15 protein-coding genes are annotated in these 16,571 nt (G+C 66.1%); 9 read left to right on the top strand and 6 right to left on the bottom strand.

What is annotated here, in order from left to right:
* Positions 1-67: 67 nt before the first annotated feature.
* Positions 68-730 carry a TetR/AcrR family transcriptional regulator gene (locus AC5RVB_RS08220; RefSeq protein ID WP_227927897.1) on the bottom strand — a complete coding sequence of 221 codons (663 nt, stop codon included), beginning with the start codon at positions 728-730 and terminating at the stop codon, positions 68-70.
* A 153-nt stretch (positions 731-883) separates the two neighbouring features.
* On the opposite strand from AC5RVB_RS08220, the gene AC5RVB_RS08225 reads away from it, so the two are divergent.
* The 7 genes from AC5RVB_RS08225 (at position 884) to AC5RVB_RS08255 (ending at position 7,719) form a co-directional block, all read left to right on the top strand.
* Positions 884-3,052: an ABC transporter permease gene (locus AC5RVB_RS08225; RefSeq protein ID WP_227927896.1), complete on the top strand. Its 2,169-nt coding sequence runs from the start codon at positions 884-886 to the stop codon at positions 3,050-3,052.
* A gap of 98 nt (positions 3,053-3,150) precedes the next feature.
* A complete protein-coding gene (locus AC5RVB_RS08230; protein ID WP_227902064.1) occupies positions 3,151-3,825 on the top strand; it encodes a M15 family metallopeptidase in 675 nt (224 codons plus the stop codon).
* A gap of 104 nt (positions 3,826-3,929) precedes the next feature.
* On the top strand, positions 3,930-5,090 hold the full coding sequence (locus tag AC5RVB_RS08235; protein ID WP_227902063.1) for an NAD(P)/FAD-dependent oxidoreductase: 1,161 nt from the start codon (positions 3,930-3,932) through the stop codon (positions 5,088-5,090).
* On the top strand, positions 5,024-5,995 hold the full coding sequence (gene sigJ, locus AC5RVB_RS08240; RefSeq protein ID WP_494142450.1) for an RNA polymerase sigma factor SigJ: 972 nt from the start codon (positions 5,024-5,026) through the stop codon (positions 5,993-5,995). Before AC5RVB_RS08235 ends, sigJ begins: the two co-directional genes overlap by 67 nt.
* A gap of 27 nt (positions 5,996-6,022) precedes the next feature.
* The gene (locus AC5RVB_RS08245) at positions 6,023-6,487 is read left to right on the top strand and encodes a hypothetical protein (protein ID WP_290245138.1); all 465 of its coding nucleotides are present in this window, start codon (positions 6,023-6,025) and stop codon (positions 6,485-6,487) included.
* On the top strand, positions 6,480-6,779 hold the full coding sequence (locus AC5RVB_RS08250; protein ID WP_494142451.1) for a transcriptional regulator: 300 nt from the start codon (positions 6,480-6,482) through the stop codon (positions 6,777-6,779). The genes AC5RVB_RS08245 and AC5RVB_RS08250 overlap by 8 nt, the downstream gene beginning before the upstream one ends.
* 112 nt (positions 6,780-6,891) lie before the next feature.
* A complete protein-coding gene (locus tag AC5RVB_RS08255) occupies positions 6,892-7,719 on the top strand; it encodes an SDR family NAD(P)-dependent oxidoreductase (RefSeq protein ID WP_494142452.1) in 828 nt (275 codons plus the stop codon).
* A gap of 4 nt (positions 7,720-7,723) precedes the next feature.
* Here AC5RVB_RS08255 and AC5RVB_RS08260 read toward each other — a convergent pair whose 3' ends face one another.
* Positions 7,724-8,269 (bottom strand): DUF4334 domain-containing protein, encoded by a 546-nt coding sequence (locus tag AC5RVB_RS08260; RefSeq protein ID WP_494142453.1) that lies wholly within the window; start codon positions 8,267-8,269, stop codon positions 7,724-7,726.
* 35 nt (positions 8,270-8,304) lie between these two features.
* Positions 8,305-9,213 (bottom strand): sugar-binding transcriptional regulator, encoded by a 909-nt coding sequence (locus tag AC5RVB_RS08265; RefSeq protein WP_231709776.1) that lies wholly within the window; start codon positions 9,211-9,213, stop codon positions 8,305-8,307.
* Positions 9,214-9,454: 241 nt separating this feature from the next.
* On the opposite strand from AC5RVB_RS08265, the gene AC5RVB_RS08270 reads away from it, so the two are divergent.
* Positions 9,455-11,206, top strand: coding sequence for a glycerol-3-phosphate dehydrogenase/oxidase (locus AC5RVB_RS08270; RefSeq protein ID WP_494142454.1), 1,752 nt, complete (start codon positions 9,455-9,457; stop codon positions 11,204-11,206).
* A gap of 70 nt (positions 11,207-11,276) precedes the next feature.
* On the opposite strand, the gene AC5RVB_RS08275 is transcribed toward AC5RVB_RS08270, so the two are convergent.
* Entirely contained in the window at positions 11,277-13,010 is a 1,734-nt protein-coding gene (locus AC5RVB_RS08275; RefSeq protein ID WP_227902056.1) for a CocE/NonD family hydrolase, read from the bottom strand.
* A 183-nt stretch (positions 13,011-13,193) separates the two neighbouring features.
* Here AC5RVB_RS08275 and AC5RVB_RS08280 point away from each other — a divergent pair, with 183 nt between their 5' ends.
* On the top strand, positions 13,194-14,132 hold the full coding sequence (locus AC5RVB_RS08280; protein WP_494142455.1) for an MBL fold metallo-hydrolase: 939 nt from the start codon (positions 13,194-13,196) through the stop codon (positions 14,130-14,132).
* Positions 14,133-14,243: 111 nt separating this feature from the next.
* On the opposite strand, the gene AC5RVB_RS08285 is transcribed toward AC5RVB_RS08280, so the two are convergent.
* Together AC5RVB_RS08285 and AC5RVB_RS08290 are read right to left on the bottom strand one after the other, a co-directional pair.
* The gene (locus tag AC5RVB_RS08285; protein WP_494142456.1) at positions 14,244-15,602 is read right to left on the bottom strand and encodes an MFS transporter; all 1,359 of its coding nucleotides are present in this window, start codon (positions 15,600-15,602) and stop codon (positions 14,244-14,246) included.
* Positions 15,599-16,531 (bottom strand): alpha/beta hydrolase, encoded by a 933-nt coding sequence (locus AC5RVB_RS08290; RefSeq protein WP_290245134.1) that lies wholly within the window; start codon positions 16,529-16,531, stop codon positions 15,599-15,601. Before AC5RVB_RS08290 ends, AC5RVB_RS08285 begins: the two co-directional genes overlap by 4 nt.
* Between the last annotated feature and the right edge of the window lie 40 nt (positions 16,532-16,571).

The following is a 16,571-nucleotide window of genomic DNA, read 5'->3' on the forward strand; positions in this document are numbered from 1 at the left end:
GTGCCCGCAGGTGGGCCCGCTCGCCCTGTGGTCCGAACTGGAGGCGACGCTCTAAGCGGGCAGCTGCTCAGAGCAGGTAGACCGAGGACGGCTGGGCCAGGAAGTCCCCGGGGTGGGTGACCGGGGCGGCCAGCATCCCGGCGCAGGCGTCAATCAGGAAATAGCCGACGCCGGTCCAGTTGGGCTCTTCGACGCCGTCCTGGACGCGCGCTTCATAATCCGCGCAGACACTGAGGACCATGCCGCCGAGGATGGAGGAACGGCCGTACAGCACCGAGGGAGTGACGTTGCCCGCGGCAGCGTGGGTGCGGCGGACGAGTTCCTCCATGGCGGGGCTGGCCGCCGCGGCGTCGGTACTGACCGCGTGCACCGAAGGGACGTTTCTGATCTGGGATACAAAGCGTGCCCGCCAGCTCGGCACGGGCAGCGATGCCAGGTGCTCCACCCACGGAAGGATCATGGCCGCCAGCAGGTCCGGGAGGGCGGCATCCGCCGGCAGGGAACGAAGCAATTCGGTTCGACGGCGGTTGGTTTCCTGCAGATGGCGCGTCGAAAGGATCCGCAGCAACTCGTCGCGGCTGCCGAAGTGGTAGGCGACAGCGGAGTGGTTGGCGGTGCCCGCATGCTCGGCGACCCGGCGGTTGGAGACGGCATCGATCCCGTTGACGGCGAACAGTTCCTCGGCGGCATCCAGCAGTGCCCCGCGCGCCTTTTCCCCATGCTGTCCCATGGCTGAACACTCTCCTTTGAACGTCATTGCGGGCTTCGATTATCCAATTTACGCCACATGGCGTAATTTTGACGAGTCGGTCCCACTGGCCGGCCCGGGCCGCACCGGCCTGCGCCCTCGCACCGCCGTCCTTGATTCAACAGGAGCACGTTCTTGACCAATTTGTCCCCCACATCCACCGATTCACCGCCGGAGACTGAGCCGGCAACTGAACCGGAACCAACGGACCGGGATTCCGCCGCCGCCGTGAAACGGGCCAAGGCGGAAAAGATCGGGCGCTATGTCGCCATGTTCCTAATGCCGCTGCTGATGGTTTCCATGCTGGTGGGCGGATACCTGGCCGCCATGCATTCTCCGGAGCCGAACAACATGCCCGTTGCCGTCAGCGGCTCGGCGCAGCAGGCGGATTCCTTCGCCGGGGCACTGACCTCCGCCAATCCCGACGCCGTTGATGTCAGGAGGGTGGACTCCGCGGAGGAGGCCCGACAGCTGGTGCTGGACCGCGAGGTTTCCGGTGCCGTTGACCTGGCCGGTGAAACTGCCACTGTCTACACCGCCGGGGCGGCCGGCGCCTCCCAAAGTGGGACCGTCACTGCACTGCTGGCTCCCCAGGTGCTTGCACAGGGACTGTCCCTGGCGACGGAGGACCTGGCACCCCTGCCGGAGAATGACATGGCCGGACTGGGTGCGATGTTTATGACCACCGCCCTGATGCTGGCGGGGTACATGCCTCTGAGCCTGGTGCTGTCCAACTCGCCCGAGTTGCTGCGTTTCCGCCGGTTCGTCCCGCTGCTGGCGGGCTGGTCCGCACTGATTGCGGCACTGGTGTGGACCGTCGTCGGACCCATCATGGGCGTGGTGGAAGGCCATACGGCTGCTGTCCTGGGCATTTGCTGGCTCTCAGTGTTCGCCGTGGGCAGCGTCCAGCTGTTCCTCACCCGCATCCTGGGACCCATGGCGGTGCTTGCCGGCATGCTGTTCCTGATGGTGCTGGGTGTGCCCGCCTCGAATATGAGCATGTCGGTGCACACCATGCCCGCGCTCTACCCCTTCCTGCACAGCTTCCTGCCGGCGGCCGCGACCGGCGAATCGCTGCGCTCGGTGCTCTACTTCGACGGGGACGGCGCAGGCCGGCACCTGCTGGTGCTGGCCATCGGCACTGCGGTCTCACTGCTGCTGACCCTGGCACTGGATGCCCTGAAGCGCCGGCGAACACCGGACGCCAAGCCGCTGCCCGTCAACGTTGCCTCGCTGCACGGCGGACCGCGGCCGAAAAACCGCGTCTGGCGCTACCTCACCCTGGCCTTCTTCCCGCTGGCCATGGTCTCCATGATGCTGACCATGATGCTGGGCGCAATGTACCAGCCCGCACCGCGGGATATGCCGGTTGCCGTCGTGGGGGCAACCACGCAGCAGGCCGAACAGGCCGTAGCCGGACTGGAAGAGAACATGTCCGGACTCTTTGATCTGCGGGCACTTGATTCCGCCGATGAAGCACGGGAGCAGGTGCGGGACCGGGAGATCACCGCAGCGTACGTACTGCCGTCCGCGGAGAACCCCGCGGCCACTCTCTATACAAACCAGGCTGCGGGCGTCAGTGCCCAGCAGGTGGTCAGCCAGATCTTCGCCCAGGTTTCCGCGGGTCAGCAGATGCAGCTGGCCACGGAGGAGATTGCTCCGCTGCCGGGTCAAGACTCCATGGGCATGGCCACCATGTACCTGGCCATGGGCTGGATCATGGCCGGCTTCATGATCATTGTGGTGGGGGCAACCGCGCAGCCCGCGAGCCGGCCGCTTCGCCGGCTCCTGCCTGTCGTGGCCGGCTGGTCCGTAGGTTTCTCGGCGTTCCTCTGGGTCATTGTGGACGTTTTTGTGGGCGCCATCGATGGCCATTTCCTCGCACTTTGGGGCGTGGGCGCCGTCGCCATCTTCTGCGTGGCCATGTTCACCACGGTCTTTGAACGCCTGATCGGGATGCTGGCCATCCTGCCGGTCATCGGCATCCTGATGTTCCTGGGCGTCCCGGCCTCGGGTGCGGCCATGTCCATTTACATGGAACCGGAGATCTTCCGCTTCCTGCACGGCATCCTGCCGATGCCGGCCGCAGTGGAGTCCATCCGCTCCATCCTGTACTTCGGCGGAGACACCGTGGGCTCACACCTGCTGACCCTGGGCATCTGGGGCGCCGCCTCCCTCGTGGTGGTGATGATCATTGACCGGATCAAGCCGCCGAAGGATGAAGCCTGGCCGGTGGATGAGGCACCTGTTCCGGAGCCAGCGCCCGCCGAAGCCGCGCCGGACCGCGAGCCCGCCACCGTCTAGGGAAACCGCGCCGTCGGATAGGACCCGCTGCACCTGCAGCGGGTCCTATCCGATTAATTGCACGCTGCTGTGGGAAAGTTGCTGGGGGAGGAATTGTCATGCCGCGCCAGTACGTCACTACGCACATAGCCTTGATTGGCTGCGTATGTCTCGCCCTCCTGATGTTCCTGCCGCCGGCCGGCACGGAACCGGGAGCACCGGCCACCGGACCGGGCCTGGACTTCGACTCGCCCGCCAGCATCAGCGTTCTCGTCAACAAGGACCGTCAGCTCAGCGACCCAGGTTTCCGGCCTCCGGACCTTGCCGACGTCCACGGAGTGCAGCTGCGCCGCGACGCCGCGGAAGCGTACAGCCGAATGTCCGCCGACGCCGCGGCAGGCGGCTCCCCGCTAAGGGCGGTCAGCGGATTCCGGTCCGCTGAGGCACAGGCGGAGCTGCATGCCGCCTACATCCGCAACCAGGGCCGGCATGCGGCCGAAGCAATCTCCGCCCGGCCCGGCCACAGCGAACACCAGACCGGACTCGCCGTGGACATCGGCAACCCGGACGCCGCCTGTTCCCTGCAGGCCTGCTTCAAGCACACGCCCGCCGGGGCCTGGACGGCAGCCAATGCGCACCGGTACGGCTTCATCATCCGCTATCCGGAAGGCAAGGAGCTGACCACCGGGTACAGCTACGAGCCCTGGCACCTGCGCTATGTGGGGGCAGACCTTGCCGCCAGGCTCCACCGCGAGGGAATCACGCTCGAGGAATACGCCGGGCTGACGCAATAACCCGCCCGGGACCCTGTCACAAATCGGTTCCCCGCGGTGTCTTATGTTCACGACCGGTGCTCCAGCGACGCACCGGGCCCGGACAGACAGACAAGGAGCACCCCATGGACACCACGGCAGTTATCCTGGGCGGCGGATATGCAGGAGTCATGGCGGCCAACCGGCTGGCGGCCAGTGGACGGAGCGGACTGGAGGTAGTCCTCGTGACTCCCGGTCCCCGGTTCGTGGAAAGGATCCGGCTGCACGAATACACTGCCGGTACACGCGCGGATGCCACCGTGGATTATGGCTCCGTCCTGCACCCGGGGGTGCACCTGGTCCGGGATGCGGCAGCCGGGATCCTGCCGGACATGCGCACCGTCCGGCTCGCCGCCGGCGGTGACCTTGCCTATGACTATCTGGTGTACGCCGTGGGATCAGCGGCAGCCGCAGCCCCTGGCGGTGCCCTGCGGATTGAACATCTGGAGGGGGCCGCCGGCGCCCGCCGCGAACTGTCGGCACTGCCCGCCGGCGGCCGGGTGGCAGTGGTGGGCGGAGGCTTCACCGCCGTCGAAACCGCGGCGGAGACTGCGGGGGCCTTCCCGCACCTGAGCGTGGCTCTGCACAGCGCCTCGGACGTGGCCCGGACCCTGGGAATACCGGCCCGCAGGGCCCTGGTGAAGCGCCTCGGAAAAGCCGGGGTGCAGCTGCACACCGGGAGTTCCGTTGCCACCGACGGCGACGTCCGGCGGAACCTGGCCGCCGACGTCGTGCTGTGGTGTGCCGGTTTTGCCGTTCCGCAGCTCGCCGCCAAGGCCGGGCTGGCCGTGGACGGCAGCGGCAGGCTGTGCCTGGAACCCACCCTGCAGGCGCAGGGGCGCGAACGCATCTACGGTGCCGGTGACGCAGCCGTGATTGCCGGCCCGGACTATGCGTACCTGCGGATGTGCTGTGCCGCCGCTTTGCCGATGGGTGCTGACGCGGCAGGGAACATTCTGCGCGCCGTGGACGGAATGCCGGGGGTGCGGCATAACAGCGGATTCCGAGGGGTGTGCATTAGTCTGGGCCGCAGCGACGCGGTGGTCCAGTTCCTTGCTGCCGACGATTCGCCTGCCCGGCTGCACCTGCACGGCAGGACGGCGGCAGTGCAGAAGGAAATCATCTGCCGCATGACGCTGCGGTGGATCCGCGGCGAAGCCAAACGAAGTGGGGCATATACATGGCCGACGGGACCGAAGGTGCCAACGACGACGCCGGCGGCGCGGTCCGTTCACCTCATGGAGTGAGCGCCAGCCCGGACCGTGATGCCCAGTTCCTGGCACACCGCAGGCTGGTGTTCACCATTGCCTATGACGTACTGGGAAGCGTGGCAGACGCCGAGGACGTGGTGCAGGAAACCTACCTTCGCTGGCGGGAAGTGCAGGCTCCCGTGGCCGATCCGCGCGCCTACCTGGCACGGATCGCGTCCCGGCAGGCACTGAATGTTCTCCGGGCTTCCGGCCGGCGGCGTGAGGACTATCCCGGCGAATGGCTGCCGGAGCCGCTGCCCACCGGTGAGGACGCGCACCCTGCGGACCCCGAGGCGGCTGTGCTGACGGCGGGGGAAGTGTCCACTGCGATGCTGGTGCTGCTGCAGACCCTCACGGGGCCGGAACGGGTTGCCTTTCTGCTGCATGAGGTATTCGACTTCGGCTATGCGGAGATTGCCGCCGTCCTTGATGCCGGTCAACCCGCGGTGCGGCAGATGCTGCACCGCGCACGTTCCCGGGTGCGGTCCGGCACACCACGGGCCGGTGCGGATACCGGTGAACACCGTGCAGCGGTGGAACGTTTCCTTCGGGCCGCCATGACCGGGCAGGTCCAGTCGCTGGTTGATCTGCTGGCGCCGGGAGTGGTGCTGGTATCCGACGGCGGCGGCAAGGCGAGTGCTGCACTGCGCCCCGTCCACGGCCCGGAGAAGGTGGCACGGCTGATGCTGGGGCTGGCGGACAAGTACGGCGACGGGGCGGTGCCCTTCTTCATGGAACTCAACGGCCTGCCCGCCGTCGCGTTCTGTGAGGAGGGCGCCGTGACCACGGTGTTCCAGCTGGAATTTTCGGCGGGCGGAAAAGTGCAGTCGGTATTCGCCGTCCGCAACCCGGAAAAGCTCCGGCGGATGCAGGAGTGCCCCGGAAAAAGTCACTTGCCATAATGGAAAATAAGATAGACACTTGCCGTTATGGAAAATGACTTTGATAAGCGCGCCGAAGAGGCCGCGGCCGGACTCCGGATGCTGAACGCTGACCGCAGCACCCTGGCCGGTGCCGTCCGGGTGCCGAGGGTGTTGCTTGCAGGGTACGGCGGCGTGGCTGCGTGGTACGTGGCCGCTGCGGCGGCGGCCAGTCCGGGAGCGGACTATGAGCCGTCCGGTTCCGCCTGGCTGGCGCTGGTGGCGGTGCTGATCATCACTTACCTGATCCAGCGCGAGACCGGAGTGAAGTTCCGCCGGATGGGGCGCCGGGCCATGGTGGCCGTAGCCGGCATCCTGGCGGGAAGCCTGGTGCTGTTCTCCATCTCGCTGGCCTTGGTTTCCCTCGGCATCGTGTGGGCAGTGGGGCTCACAAGCCTGGCGGCGTTTGTGCTGGCAACGTGGCTTTCCGGCGTCGCCTACCGAAGCGGCCTGGACGAGCTCCGCCGTGCCTGACGCGCAGTTCAATGACCTGATCCATGCGCCCGTCCGGCTCCGGATCTGCGGACTGCTCAGGCCGGTTGAGCAGCTGGACTTCGCCGTCCTGCGCGACACCCTCGGCGTGGCGGATGCGGCGTTGTCCAAGCACCTGAAACTTTTGGCCGATGCAGGGTATGTCCGGCTGGTCAAACAGGCATCCGTGAACCGCGGGGACTCCCGGCGCCTGACCTGGGTGGGCCTTACCCCCACAGGTGCGGATGCCTTTGACAGCCACGTCCGCGCGCTGCGGGAGATAGCCGGGCAATAGCGGGCAGCCGGTGCGGCGCACAGGGCGCAGCCCCGGGCGGAGCCGGACCCCGGGGGGCTATGGTGGAACCAACATCCAGGATCCCGGCAGGGCCCACCGAAAGCAGGCGTGCGTGAGTCGAAAAACCATTGTGATCACCGGCGCAAGCGACGGCATCGGTGCTGCCGCCGCCAAAGCGCTGGCCAGGGAACAGCAGCACGTAGTGGTGGTCGGCCGGTCAAGGGAAAAGACGGCGGCCGTGGCGGAGCAGACCGGAGGGGAGTACTTCCTTGCCGACTTCGCGGACCTCAACAGCGTGCGGAACCTGGCCTCGGAACTGCTGCAGCGGTACGAGCAGATAGATGTCCTGGCCAACAACGCAGGTGCGATCTTCGGCAAGGAACGCCAGGTCACGGATGACGGGCACGAAATGACGTTCCAGGTGAATTACCTGGCCCCGTTCCTGCTCACCCGGCTCCTGACTGACCGGCTGATCCGGTCCAAGGGCACGGTCATCAATACCTCCAGCGTCGCCAACCGCTACTTCGGCCACGTGGACCTTGACGACCTGGAGGAAGAGAAGGACTACAACCCCCGTAAGGCCTACGGCGACAGCAAGCTGGAGCAGATCCTTTTCACCGAGGAATTCGACCGGCGCTACCGGTCCCACGGGGCTACCTCCACCGCCTTCCACCCCGGCGTCATCGGCTCCAGCTTCTCCAGCGCGGAAGGGTCGGCCATGCGCTCCCTCTACCAGGCGCCGCTGGTGCGCCGGCTGCTGCCGACCCCGGAAAAGGGTGCCCGGACCCTGCTGTTCCTGGCACGCGGTACACCGGGGGAGGATTACCCCACCGGAAAGTACTTTGAGCGCTGCAAGGTGGCCCGGCCCAACAAGCAGGCCGGGGACGCCGCACTGGCGCTGGGGCTGTGGAACCGGTCTGTTGCCATGCTGGATTCCTGAGTCCCTACCCGCGCCGCAGCACGAAAAAGTACGGCGCCCGGGTGCCGCGCAGGTCCATGCACCCCAGGACAGTGTTTGCGTCCACCCGTCGGAAGACATCATTGGCCGGCAGGGAATCATAAATCATGGTGGCCGACGACACGCCGCGGTACTCGGTCATTCGTAGACGGGCCCCGGCGTTCCGGGTCCGGAGCAGCCGCAACAGCGGCCGGATGCGGTGTAACAGGCCGGAGCGGCGCAGCGCAGGTGACAGCCGCAGGACGGCCCGGAGCGGAACCGGGGCCGGATTCACGGCAAAGAGGCCGACGGCGGAGGAGAAGACCAGCGGGAAAACGTCCTCCGGCCCGTCAAAGCGTTTTCCGTGCCAGCCCAGCGGTTCCAGCAGGCCGTCGAGGGGGTGGCCCGTGGGAATACCGGCACCCCGCCACGATCCGGACATTTCGGCTACCGTAACCGGTGGCAGGGCATCAAAGAAGGCGAGGATCGCGCCGGGGTCCGCCCCGGTCTGCAGCTCCCGCAGCCGCCGGGCGGTCTGGGGATCTCTTTCCATGGGTCCTGCCTTTCCTTCTCCGACCACCGCCGGACCTAGGAGGATGCCAGCCGCCGCGCGGAGTTTTCATCCAGGATCAGGTCCGTCACCAGCCCTGCATGCAACGCGCCCAGCAGGCTGGTGGTCTTGGTTTCGCCGGCCACCACGCAGATCCGCCGCGGCACTTGGCGGAGGGTCGAAAGATCGGGGCCGGTGCTGCGGCTGTTGAGCCGGATGCCGTCCCAGGTGCCGTCCGCCCGGTAGAACATGGTGGCAACGTCACCCACCACGCCTTCGGCCATCAGGTCATTGAGGTCCTCGTCATCCAGATAGGACCCGTTGTACACGTGGCTGGGCACGCCTGCTTCCATGGAACCGACACCGAAGATGGCCGTATTCATCCGGGCCTGCAGGTCCAGCACACGCTTCACCGGCCGCTCACGCCACATGGCGTCCTTCGTTTCGGCATGATCGAAAAACGCGGGGACAGGGAACTGCACCACCCGCGCACCATATGCGTGGCCGAAGCGCTGCAGGATTTCACTGGCGTAGGTGATGCCCGAGGTGCGGAAGTTCCCCGCACCGTTCATCTGCACAATAGTGCTGTCATGCGTGCTCTTGACCGGCAGATGCTGGCTCACGGCCGTGAGGGTTGAGCCCCAGGCCACGCCCACAATCGCATCCGAATCGATGAGCGGGCTGATCAGGTGCGCTGCCTGCACGGCTACCCGCTGCAATGCCTGCGCCGCGGAAACGGTCTCGGCCACCGGAACCACGTGCGCCTGGACGCCGAAGCGGGAGCTGATCTGCCGTTCGAGCGCCGGCGCCCGGTCCGAGGGGCTGCGGATCTCAATCCGCACCAGCCCCGTGCTCCTGGCGTGGGCCAGCAGACGGGACACCGTGGAGCGCGAAACCCGCAGTTCGCGGGCGATCGCCTCCATGGTCAGGTTCTGCAGGTAATACATTTGGGCGGCCCGCAGGGCGTCCCGGTCCCTGCCCTCCTTCTCCGTGGCGGGAACACCGCCATTAGCCTCCCGTGGAGGGATGGTGAGACCAACGTTCACTTGCTGACCACCGACACCGCTAGGTTTTCCATAAATCCATTATCGCAGGGTGCACGTTTGTGCATTGGTTCGATGCGGCGGGCCGCGGACTCTGAACATTGTGGGATATGGCAAAGCCGCCACAGAAGCGTTTGGAGATATCGTGGACAATTCCGTGAACCCCAGTAGTACAGACAAGACCGCCGCAGTCCGGACCCGTCCGGTTGTACAGCAGCTGAAGGACCGTCCCCGGGCCTCGGTGCTTATTGTCGGCGGCGGCATTAACGGTGTAGGCACCTTCCGCGATCTCTCGCTGCAGGGTGTGGACGTTGCCCTCGTTGAGCGCGGCGACTACTGCCAGGGTGCCTCCGGCGCCTCCTCGCACATGATCCACGGCGGCATCCGCTACCTGGAGAACGGCGAGTTCCGCCTGGTGCACGAGTCCGTCGTCGAGCGCAACGCGCTGCTGCGCCTGGCCCCGCACTACGTCAAGCCGCTGCAGACCACCATCCCCATCACCACCACATTCTCGGGTATCACCGCCGCGCCGCTGCGTTTCCTGACGCACAAGCAGGGCAAGCACACCGAGCGCGGTGCCGTGCTGATCAAGGCCGGCCTGCTGATGTACGACTTCTTCTCCCGCGGCGGCCGCGTGGCCCCCAAGCACAACTTCGTGGGCAAAAAGAAGTCCCTGCAGGAACTTCCCCTGCTGCGCCCGGACGTCAAGTACACGGCCACCTACTTTGACGCCTCGGTACACAACCCCGAGCGCCTGACCCTGGACGTGCTGCGTGACGGCCTCGAGGCCAACCCGCAGTCCCGTGCCAGCAACTACGTCAGCGCCGTGGGCACCACCGACGCCGGCACGCTGCTGCGCGATGAACTCACCGGTGAGGAATTCACCTTCGACGCCGATGTGGTCATCAACGCCACGGGCGCCTGGGTCGACGAGACCAACGACTCCTTCGGCAAGCGCACCTCCTTCATGGGCGGCACCAAGGGTTCGCACATTGTTCTGGACCACCCGGAACTGCTGGAAGCATGCAACGGCCGGGAAATGTTCTTTGAGCACACCGACGGCCGCATTGTCCTGATCTACCCGATGGGTGACCGCGTCCTGGTGGGCACTACGGACATTGACGCCGACATCCGCGAGGACTCGGTCTGCACCGACGAGGAAGTCGAGTACTTCTTCGAGCTCATTGCCCACGTCTTCCCGAGTGTTGACGTGCGCCGCGACCACATTGTCTACACCTTCTCCGGCGTCCGCCCGCTGCCCAAGCACGACGACACGCAGCCCGGCTTCGTGTCCCGCGACTACCGCATCGAAAAGCGCATGGACAACCGCGGCGGCCGGAACGTCACCACGCTGTCCCTGGTGGGCGGCAAGTGGACCACGTTCCGTGCGCTGTCCGAAAACCTCGCCACGGCGGCCATGACGGCCCTCGGCATGCCGCGCAAGACAGCTACCGCCGAACTCCAGATTGGCGGCGGCAAGGACTTCCCGCGCACCGAGGCCGAAGAGCGCCTGTGGGTGAACCGGACCGCCAACGAGGTAGCCGACCGTGACCGTGTCCGCGTCCTGCTGACCCGCTACGGCACCCGTGCCACTGACGTGATGGAATTCCTGGCCCAGGGCGGAGACCAGCTGCTGGCGTCCACCCCCGAGCTGAGCACCCGCGAGCTCGAGTACATGGTGGAGCACGAGCAGATCACCCGCCTGTCCGACGTCCTGATCCGCCGCACCTCGCTGGCCTTCCGTGGCCTGGTGTCCGAGGATATGCTCACCGAGATGGCGGACCTGCTGGCTCCGCAGCTCGGCTGGGACGATGCCGAAGCCAAGCAGCAGGTGAAGGCCACCCGTGAGCTGCTGGTCACCAAGCACGGGATGAAGATCCCGGCCATGGCTTCCTAGCCGGCAACAGTACAAATAGCAGAGGGCGGGCGCCGGATCCGGTGCCCGCCCTCTGCTGTTGTGTAGGCGGTTAGCCCTGAGACGCCTCGCCGGTGGTGAACGGCAGTACCAGCCGGGACGGGTGCGCGGCGTCGCGATAGATCTTGTGCGTCACCGGGCGGCCTACCGGAAGATGGAACGCGTCCGGCGGCAGCAGGGCATTATGCTCGTCCGCCAGCGGTTCGTCATTGGACAGTTCCACGACCAGCCGGTGGCCCGGCCGGAAGGTGGCGGCAAACGGATAGAGGCGGATCACGTACTCCTCGACCACGCCCGGTTCCACCGGCACTGCACGGGTATGCGGGTGGTAGGGGTTGCCCTCGGTGGTCCGGTCCGCGTCGAGTTCCCGGTGCGATGCCTTCAGGTAGCCGGTGGTGATCAGCTGGCGTGTGCCGTTCGGGGCGCTGTCCCACAGCCGCAGGATGAAGTTGGTGTCCGGCTGGTCAATCTCTGCAAAGATGTGCGCTGCGCCGGATCCCATCAGTTCCGTATCCTGCTCAAACGCGTCAGTGCTCCAGCTGAGGATTTCCACCTTGTCAGTCACCGTCAACGGGGCCTGGTAGAAGCCGTCCGGGGCTGCGTACTCCGTGCCCATGGGTTCGGGCTCCGGCGACAGTTTGCGGCGCGGGCGCAGGTAGAGGGGGCGGTAGTCCACCGGCTTGGGCGGCCAGGCGCTGCCGGTGACCTGTTTCCTGCTGCCCTCCACAAACACACTGACCGCGGGTTCGTCCATGACCCCGTTCTCGATGCCCTTGATCCAGTAGTCATACCATCGGAACATCTTCTCGTGTTCCTCGATAAAGGGGCGTGACTGCATGGGCGGGTAGGAACCGATATCGAGTTTCTTCGGTCCCTTGAGCGCGTCGAAAAGCTCAATGGTGCCGTCCATGGTCCAGCCGCGGCCCTGGTCGATCTGCAGGTACACCGGAATATCGATGTTCGGGGCCAGCGTGATGGGGTTGCGCTCCTCGTACCATTCGCCGTCGAGCTCGTTCATTACGATGTCGAACCAGGCCTCGTGGTGCTTGGGATAGTTCAGGGTGTGCACCAGGTTGGGCCAGGCCGCGACATCCGGATCCCGGAGCCGCTCGGCCACCAGCTTTTTCAGTTCCTCGGGGGAGTAGCGCTCCAGCATGCGGGACTTTGTGCGGTCCGTGAACGCCCAGCCGGAGTCTCCGCCGCGGCCTTCGCGTGCGGCCCGCGGCATAAACCACATCACGCCGCCGTGGTAGGTGGTCTCATAGAAGTCATAGTGGCCGCCGGAAACGAAGATGGCCTTCAAATGCGGCGGGCGTTCGGCCGCGGCCAGGACCTGCATGGAACCGAAGTAGGAGATGCCCACCATTCCGACGTTGCCGTCGCACCAGGGCTGCTCGGCGACCCATTCAATAAAGTCGTACGCGTCCTGGCCCAGGGAAACGCCGCCAGCGTTGTAGTTACCGATGTGCTCACCCCCGGAGTCCCCGGAGCCGCGCAGGTCTCCGATCACATGGGCATAGTCCTCGCGGACTATGCGGGCTATGTCACCGGCCTCGATGCAGCCGTCCCACATGGGGCTTGGGCGGCGCTGCGGCGGCATGGTGAGCGCGAGGGCCTGCAGTTCCTTGCCGTAGGGGCTCAGCGCAACCAGGGCCGGCCGCGGTTTGTCTTCGGTGCCGTGGTACACGTCCAGCGCCAGTTCAACGCCGTCGCGCATGGGGGCGCGGAGATCCTTGCGAATGGAGATGGTCTCGCCACCGGCATTCCACGTCGAGAATTCAGCCATGCAGATGTAGCTCCTTAGGGACGGCTGATGGCCAGTGGCAGGCAATCAGCGGGTGACAACAACATATTATTATAATAAACTTTTTGTGTGCAAGACCACAGTGGTCCCTGCCGCCCCGGTGCCGCCCCGCGCGGTGCCACAATCATCCAGTAGCCGGTGTCCGGTGCAGCTGAGGAGCAGAGAATGACGCAGGACGTGAAGATCCATCCTTTGGAGTCGCCGTGGGGCCGGTTTGGCCTCTACAGCTTCTTCATCGATGCCCCCGAACCAGCCATCGTGGACACGGGCATCTCCTCGTCGCCCGCAGACGGCATGGTGCCGGCGCTGGAGGCACTGGGCAGGAGCATCAGGGATGTGCGCTGGATCCTGCTGACCCACGGACATATTGACCATTTGGGCGGGGCACGCGCGCTCTGGGAGCTGACGGGCCGGCGTGCCCAGGTGGTGATTCATGAGGCGGATGCACCCCTGCTCCGCTCGCGGGACCGCCACCTCGACCAGTATGTCGACGTCCGCCAGCAGTACCTGAAGGATCCCGAAGGTGTGGCCGAACAGACGAAGACCGCCCGGGCCGTCATATCGGGGGAGCTGGAGCCGACCATGCTGGTGCGTGGCGGCGAGCGGCTTTCGCTGGGCGGCGGCGTCTCCGTTTCGGTGCATTCCGTGCCGGGGCATACCGCAGGCTCGGTCGCCTACGTGGTGGATGGTCAGAACGACGTTTTTGTCGGCGACGCCGTTCAGGTCCATGGCGCAGCCAACGGTTTTCCGGGGTACGAGGACCCGGCGGCTTACCGGGCCAGCCTCCGGTACCTTCTTGATGAGGTCCGGCCCGGCCACCTGTACCTGGGCCATCCGTACCGGCGTTCCGACGGTGAGCCCTACGGGGTGGAACTCGACGCCGGACAGGCACGGGAGGCACTACAGGAGAGCCTGGACATCGAGGCACGGATTGCAGGCGCAGCGGCCCGATGCCTGCAGGACGGGCTGTGGGAGACGGACTCCGTTTACTCGCCGTTTGAGCCGGTGGCGCGGGAGCTTGGCTACACGGGGAACCCCACCTTGGAACCCTCGCCCTTCTTCACCACCCTGGACGGCTACCGGCGGCTGCATTCCGGTTCGTAGCCGCAGGCTGTCTGCGGGGCGGGAGGCAGACAGCGCGCAGACGACGACGGCGGCCCGTCTCCGAAAGGAGGCGGGCCGCCGTCGTTGTTGCCTGCAGGGATGCTGCCGTGCTCAGCGGGGTTCGGCCACGGGGGATCCGGCATCCGCGCCCTGGAGTGCGTCCTTTGGCGTCCCCTTCCTGCCCAGCGGGACGAAGAAGAACGCCAGTGCGGCGATCAGTCCCGGGATGGCGAAGAAGAGGAAGTTCATTTCCACCGGCAGGCTTAGGGTCAGGAGCACACCGCCGAAGGTCGGACCCAGGATGGCGCCCATGCGTCCCACTCCGGACGCCAGACCGATGGCCGTTGAACGGATGGAGGAGGGATAGTACTGCGCCACGAAGGAGTAGGAGATGTTCTGCGCCCCCATGGTGCAGGCCCCGGTCACTGCCACCAGGAGCAGCAGCACGGCCATGTTGCTGCCGAAACCGAGCAGTGTCAGGGAGACCGCGGAAACCACAAACATGGGTACCAGTACGCGTTTGACGCGCCACTTGTCCGAGAGCTTGCCCAGAACCAGCGTGCCGATAATGGCACCCACGTTCAGGACAACCATAAACGTCAGGCTCGAGTTCAGGGCGTAGCCGGCTTCCACCATCAGTTTCGGCAGCCAGGTGGTCAGCCCGTTGATCATCAGCAGGCACATAAAGAAGGCCACCCAGATCATCAGCGTCCCCAGCGCCCGGCGGTTCCTGAACAGCGCCGTCACCGGACTGCCCGGTTCCTTTGCCTGGCTGACCGTGAACGTGGCGTCCAGGGCCGGAACGGCCGTCGGGTTCACCTTGCCGAGGGCGGATCGCAGTTCAGCCGTTTTCCCCTGTTCCAGCAGGCTTGCCGGGGAGTCCAGGAAGTACCTGGTCATCAGCGGCAGGAAGAGCAGGGGCAGCGCAGCCACCCAGTAAACGCTCTGCCAGCCGAACACCGGAAGCGCCAGCATGGACACGAAGGCTGCCAGGATGCCGCCCACCGAGAAGAAGCACATCACCACGGCCACCAGGGTGTTCGCCCGGTTCCGGGGCGCATAATCGGTCAGCATGGCAATAAGGCAGGGCAGGATGCCGCCGATGCCCAGGCCGCCGATGAAGCGCAGCACGGAGAAGACCTCCGGGTTCGGCGCGAAGCCGCACAGGGCGCTGGCCACGGAGAAGAGGACAACGCTGAGCGTGAGGACCCTCGTCCGGCCCAGCCGGTCAGCCAGTATCCCGAAGAGGATGGCACCCACCATCATGCCGAAGATGCCGTAGCTGCCAATCGCGCCGGCTGCCACCGGTCCCAGCGACCATTCCTCCATCAGGACCGGCAGCACCGACCCGTAGACCACCAGGTCATACATGTCGAAGGTGATGATGAAGCAGGACCAGAACAGCATGCCGGCGTGGAACCGGTTGAAGGGTGTCCCGGCGATGAACTCCCGGACGTTGATCGGATTCACGGCTGCTCGTTACCGGTGAGGAACTGCGCCGTCTCCCTGAAAGCCGCATAAAACTCCGGCAGCCAGGAGAAGTTGGCCACGAAACCGTGGTTCGCGCCGGCGTAGCGGTGCAGCTGCACGGGGACCCCGGCCTCCGCCAGGCGCTTTGCATAGAGTTCACCCTCGTCGCGCAGGGGATCATGCTCGGCAGTGATGATCAGGGCCGGCGGAAGGCCGGAGAGGTCACCGCGCTTGATGGGGGAGACGAGGGGATCCGCCGGGTCCGCACCGTTCTCGAGGTAGAACGCGTTGAAGGGTGCCAGGCCCGCAGTCTCCAGCCCGTAACCTTCGGCGTTTTCCCGCATCGAGGCGTAGCGGTCCACATCGAAGTCCAAATCCAGGGACGGGTAAAACAGGACCTGATGGGTGATGCCCTGCCAGCCGTCGTCCTTCGCCATGGCCGTGAGGGCAGCGGCGAAGTTGCCGCCGGAACTGTCCCCGGCCACCGCGAGGCTCCGTCCGTCCCAGCCCAGCTCGGCACCGTTGTCCGCCGCCCAGCGGAGGACGGCGTAGCTGTCCCGGAGTCCGGCGGGGAACGCTGCCTCGGGTGCCAGCCGGTATCCGACGGAGATCACCTTAAAGCCCGTTTCCTTGGCCAGGGAACGCGCGACGTGATCGTGGGTGTCGAGGCTGCCGAGGAAGAACGCGCCACCGTGCAGGTACACCAGCAGGCCGTAGCTGTCAGCGTCCACGGGTGTGTAGATCCGTACCGGCACGTCCCCGGCGGGCGTTGCTGCGGTGCGATCCTCAACGGCGTGCAGCGGCAGCCGGTCCGCCGGAGGGGGAACCTGCGCCGCCTCGCCGGCGCGCATGGCAGCCGGATCCAGCGGCGAGCCGTCGGGGGCGGGGATAGTGGCCAGGATTTTGGCGATTTCCGGATGTATCGTCATGTTGTTTCCTTGGTGCTTGAAAGTGCGGGGGACAGGCTGG

The organism is Arthrobacter sp. Y3225209, assembly GCF_059090685.1.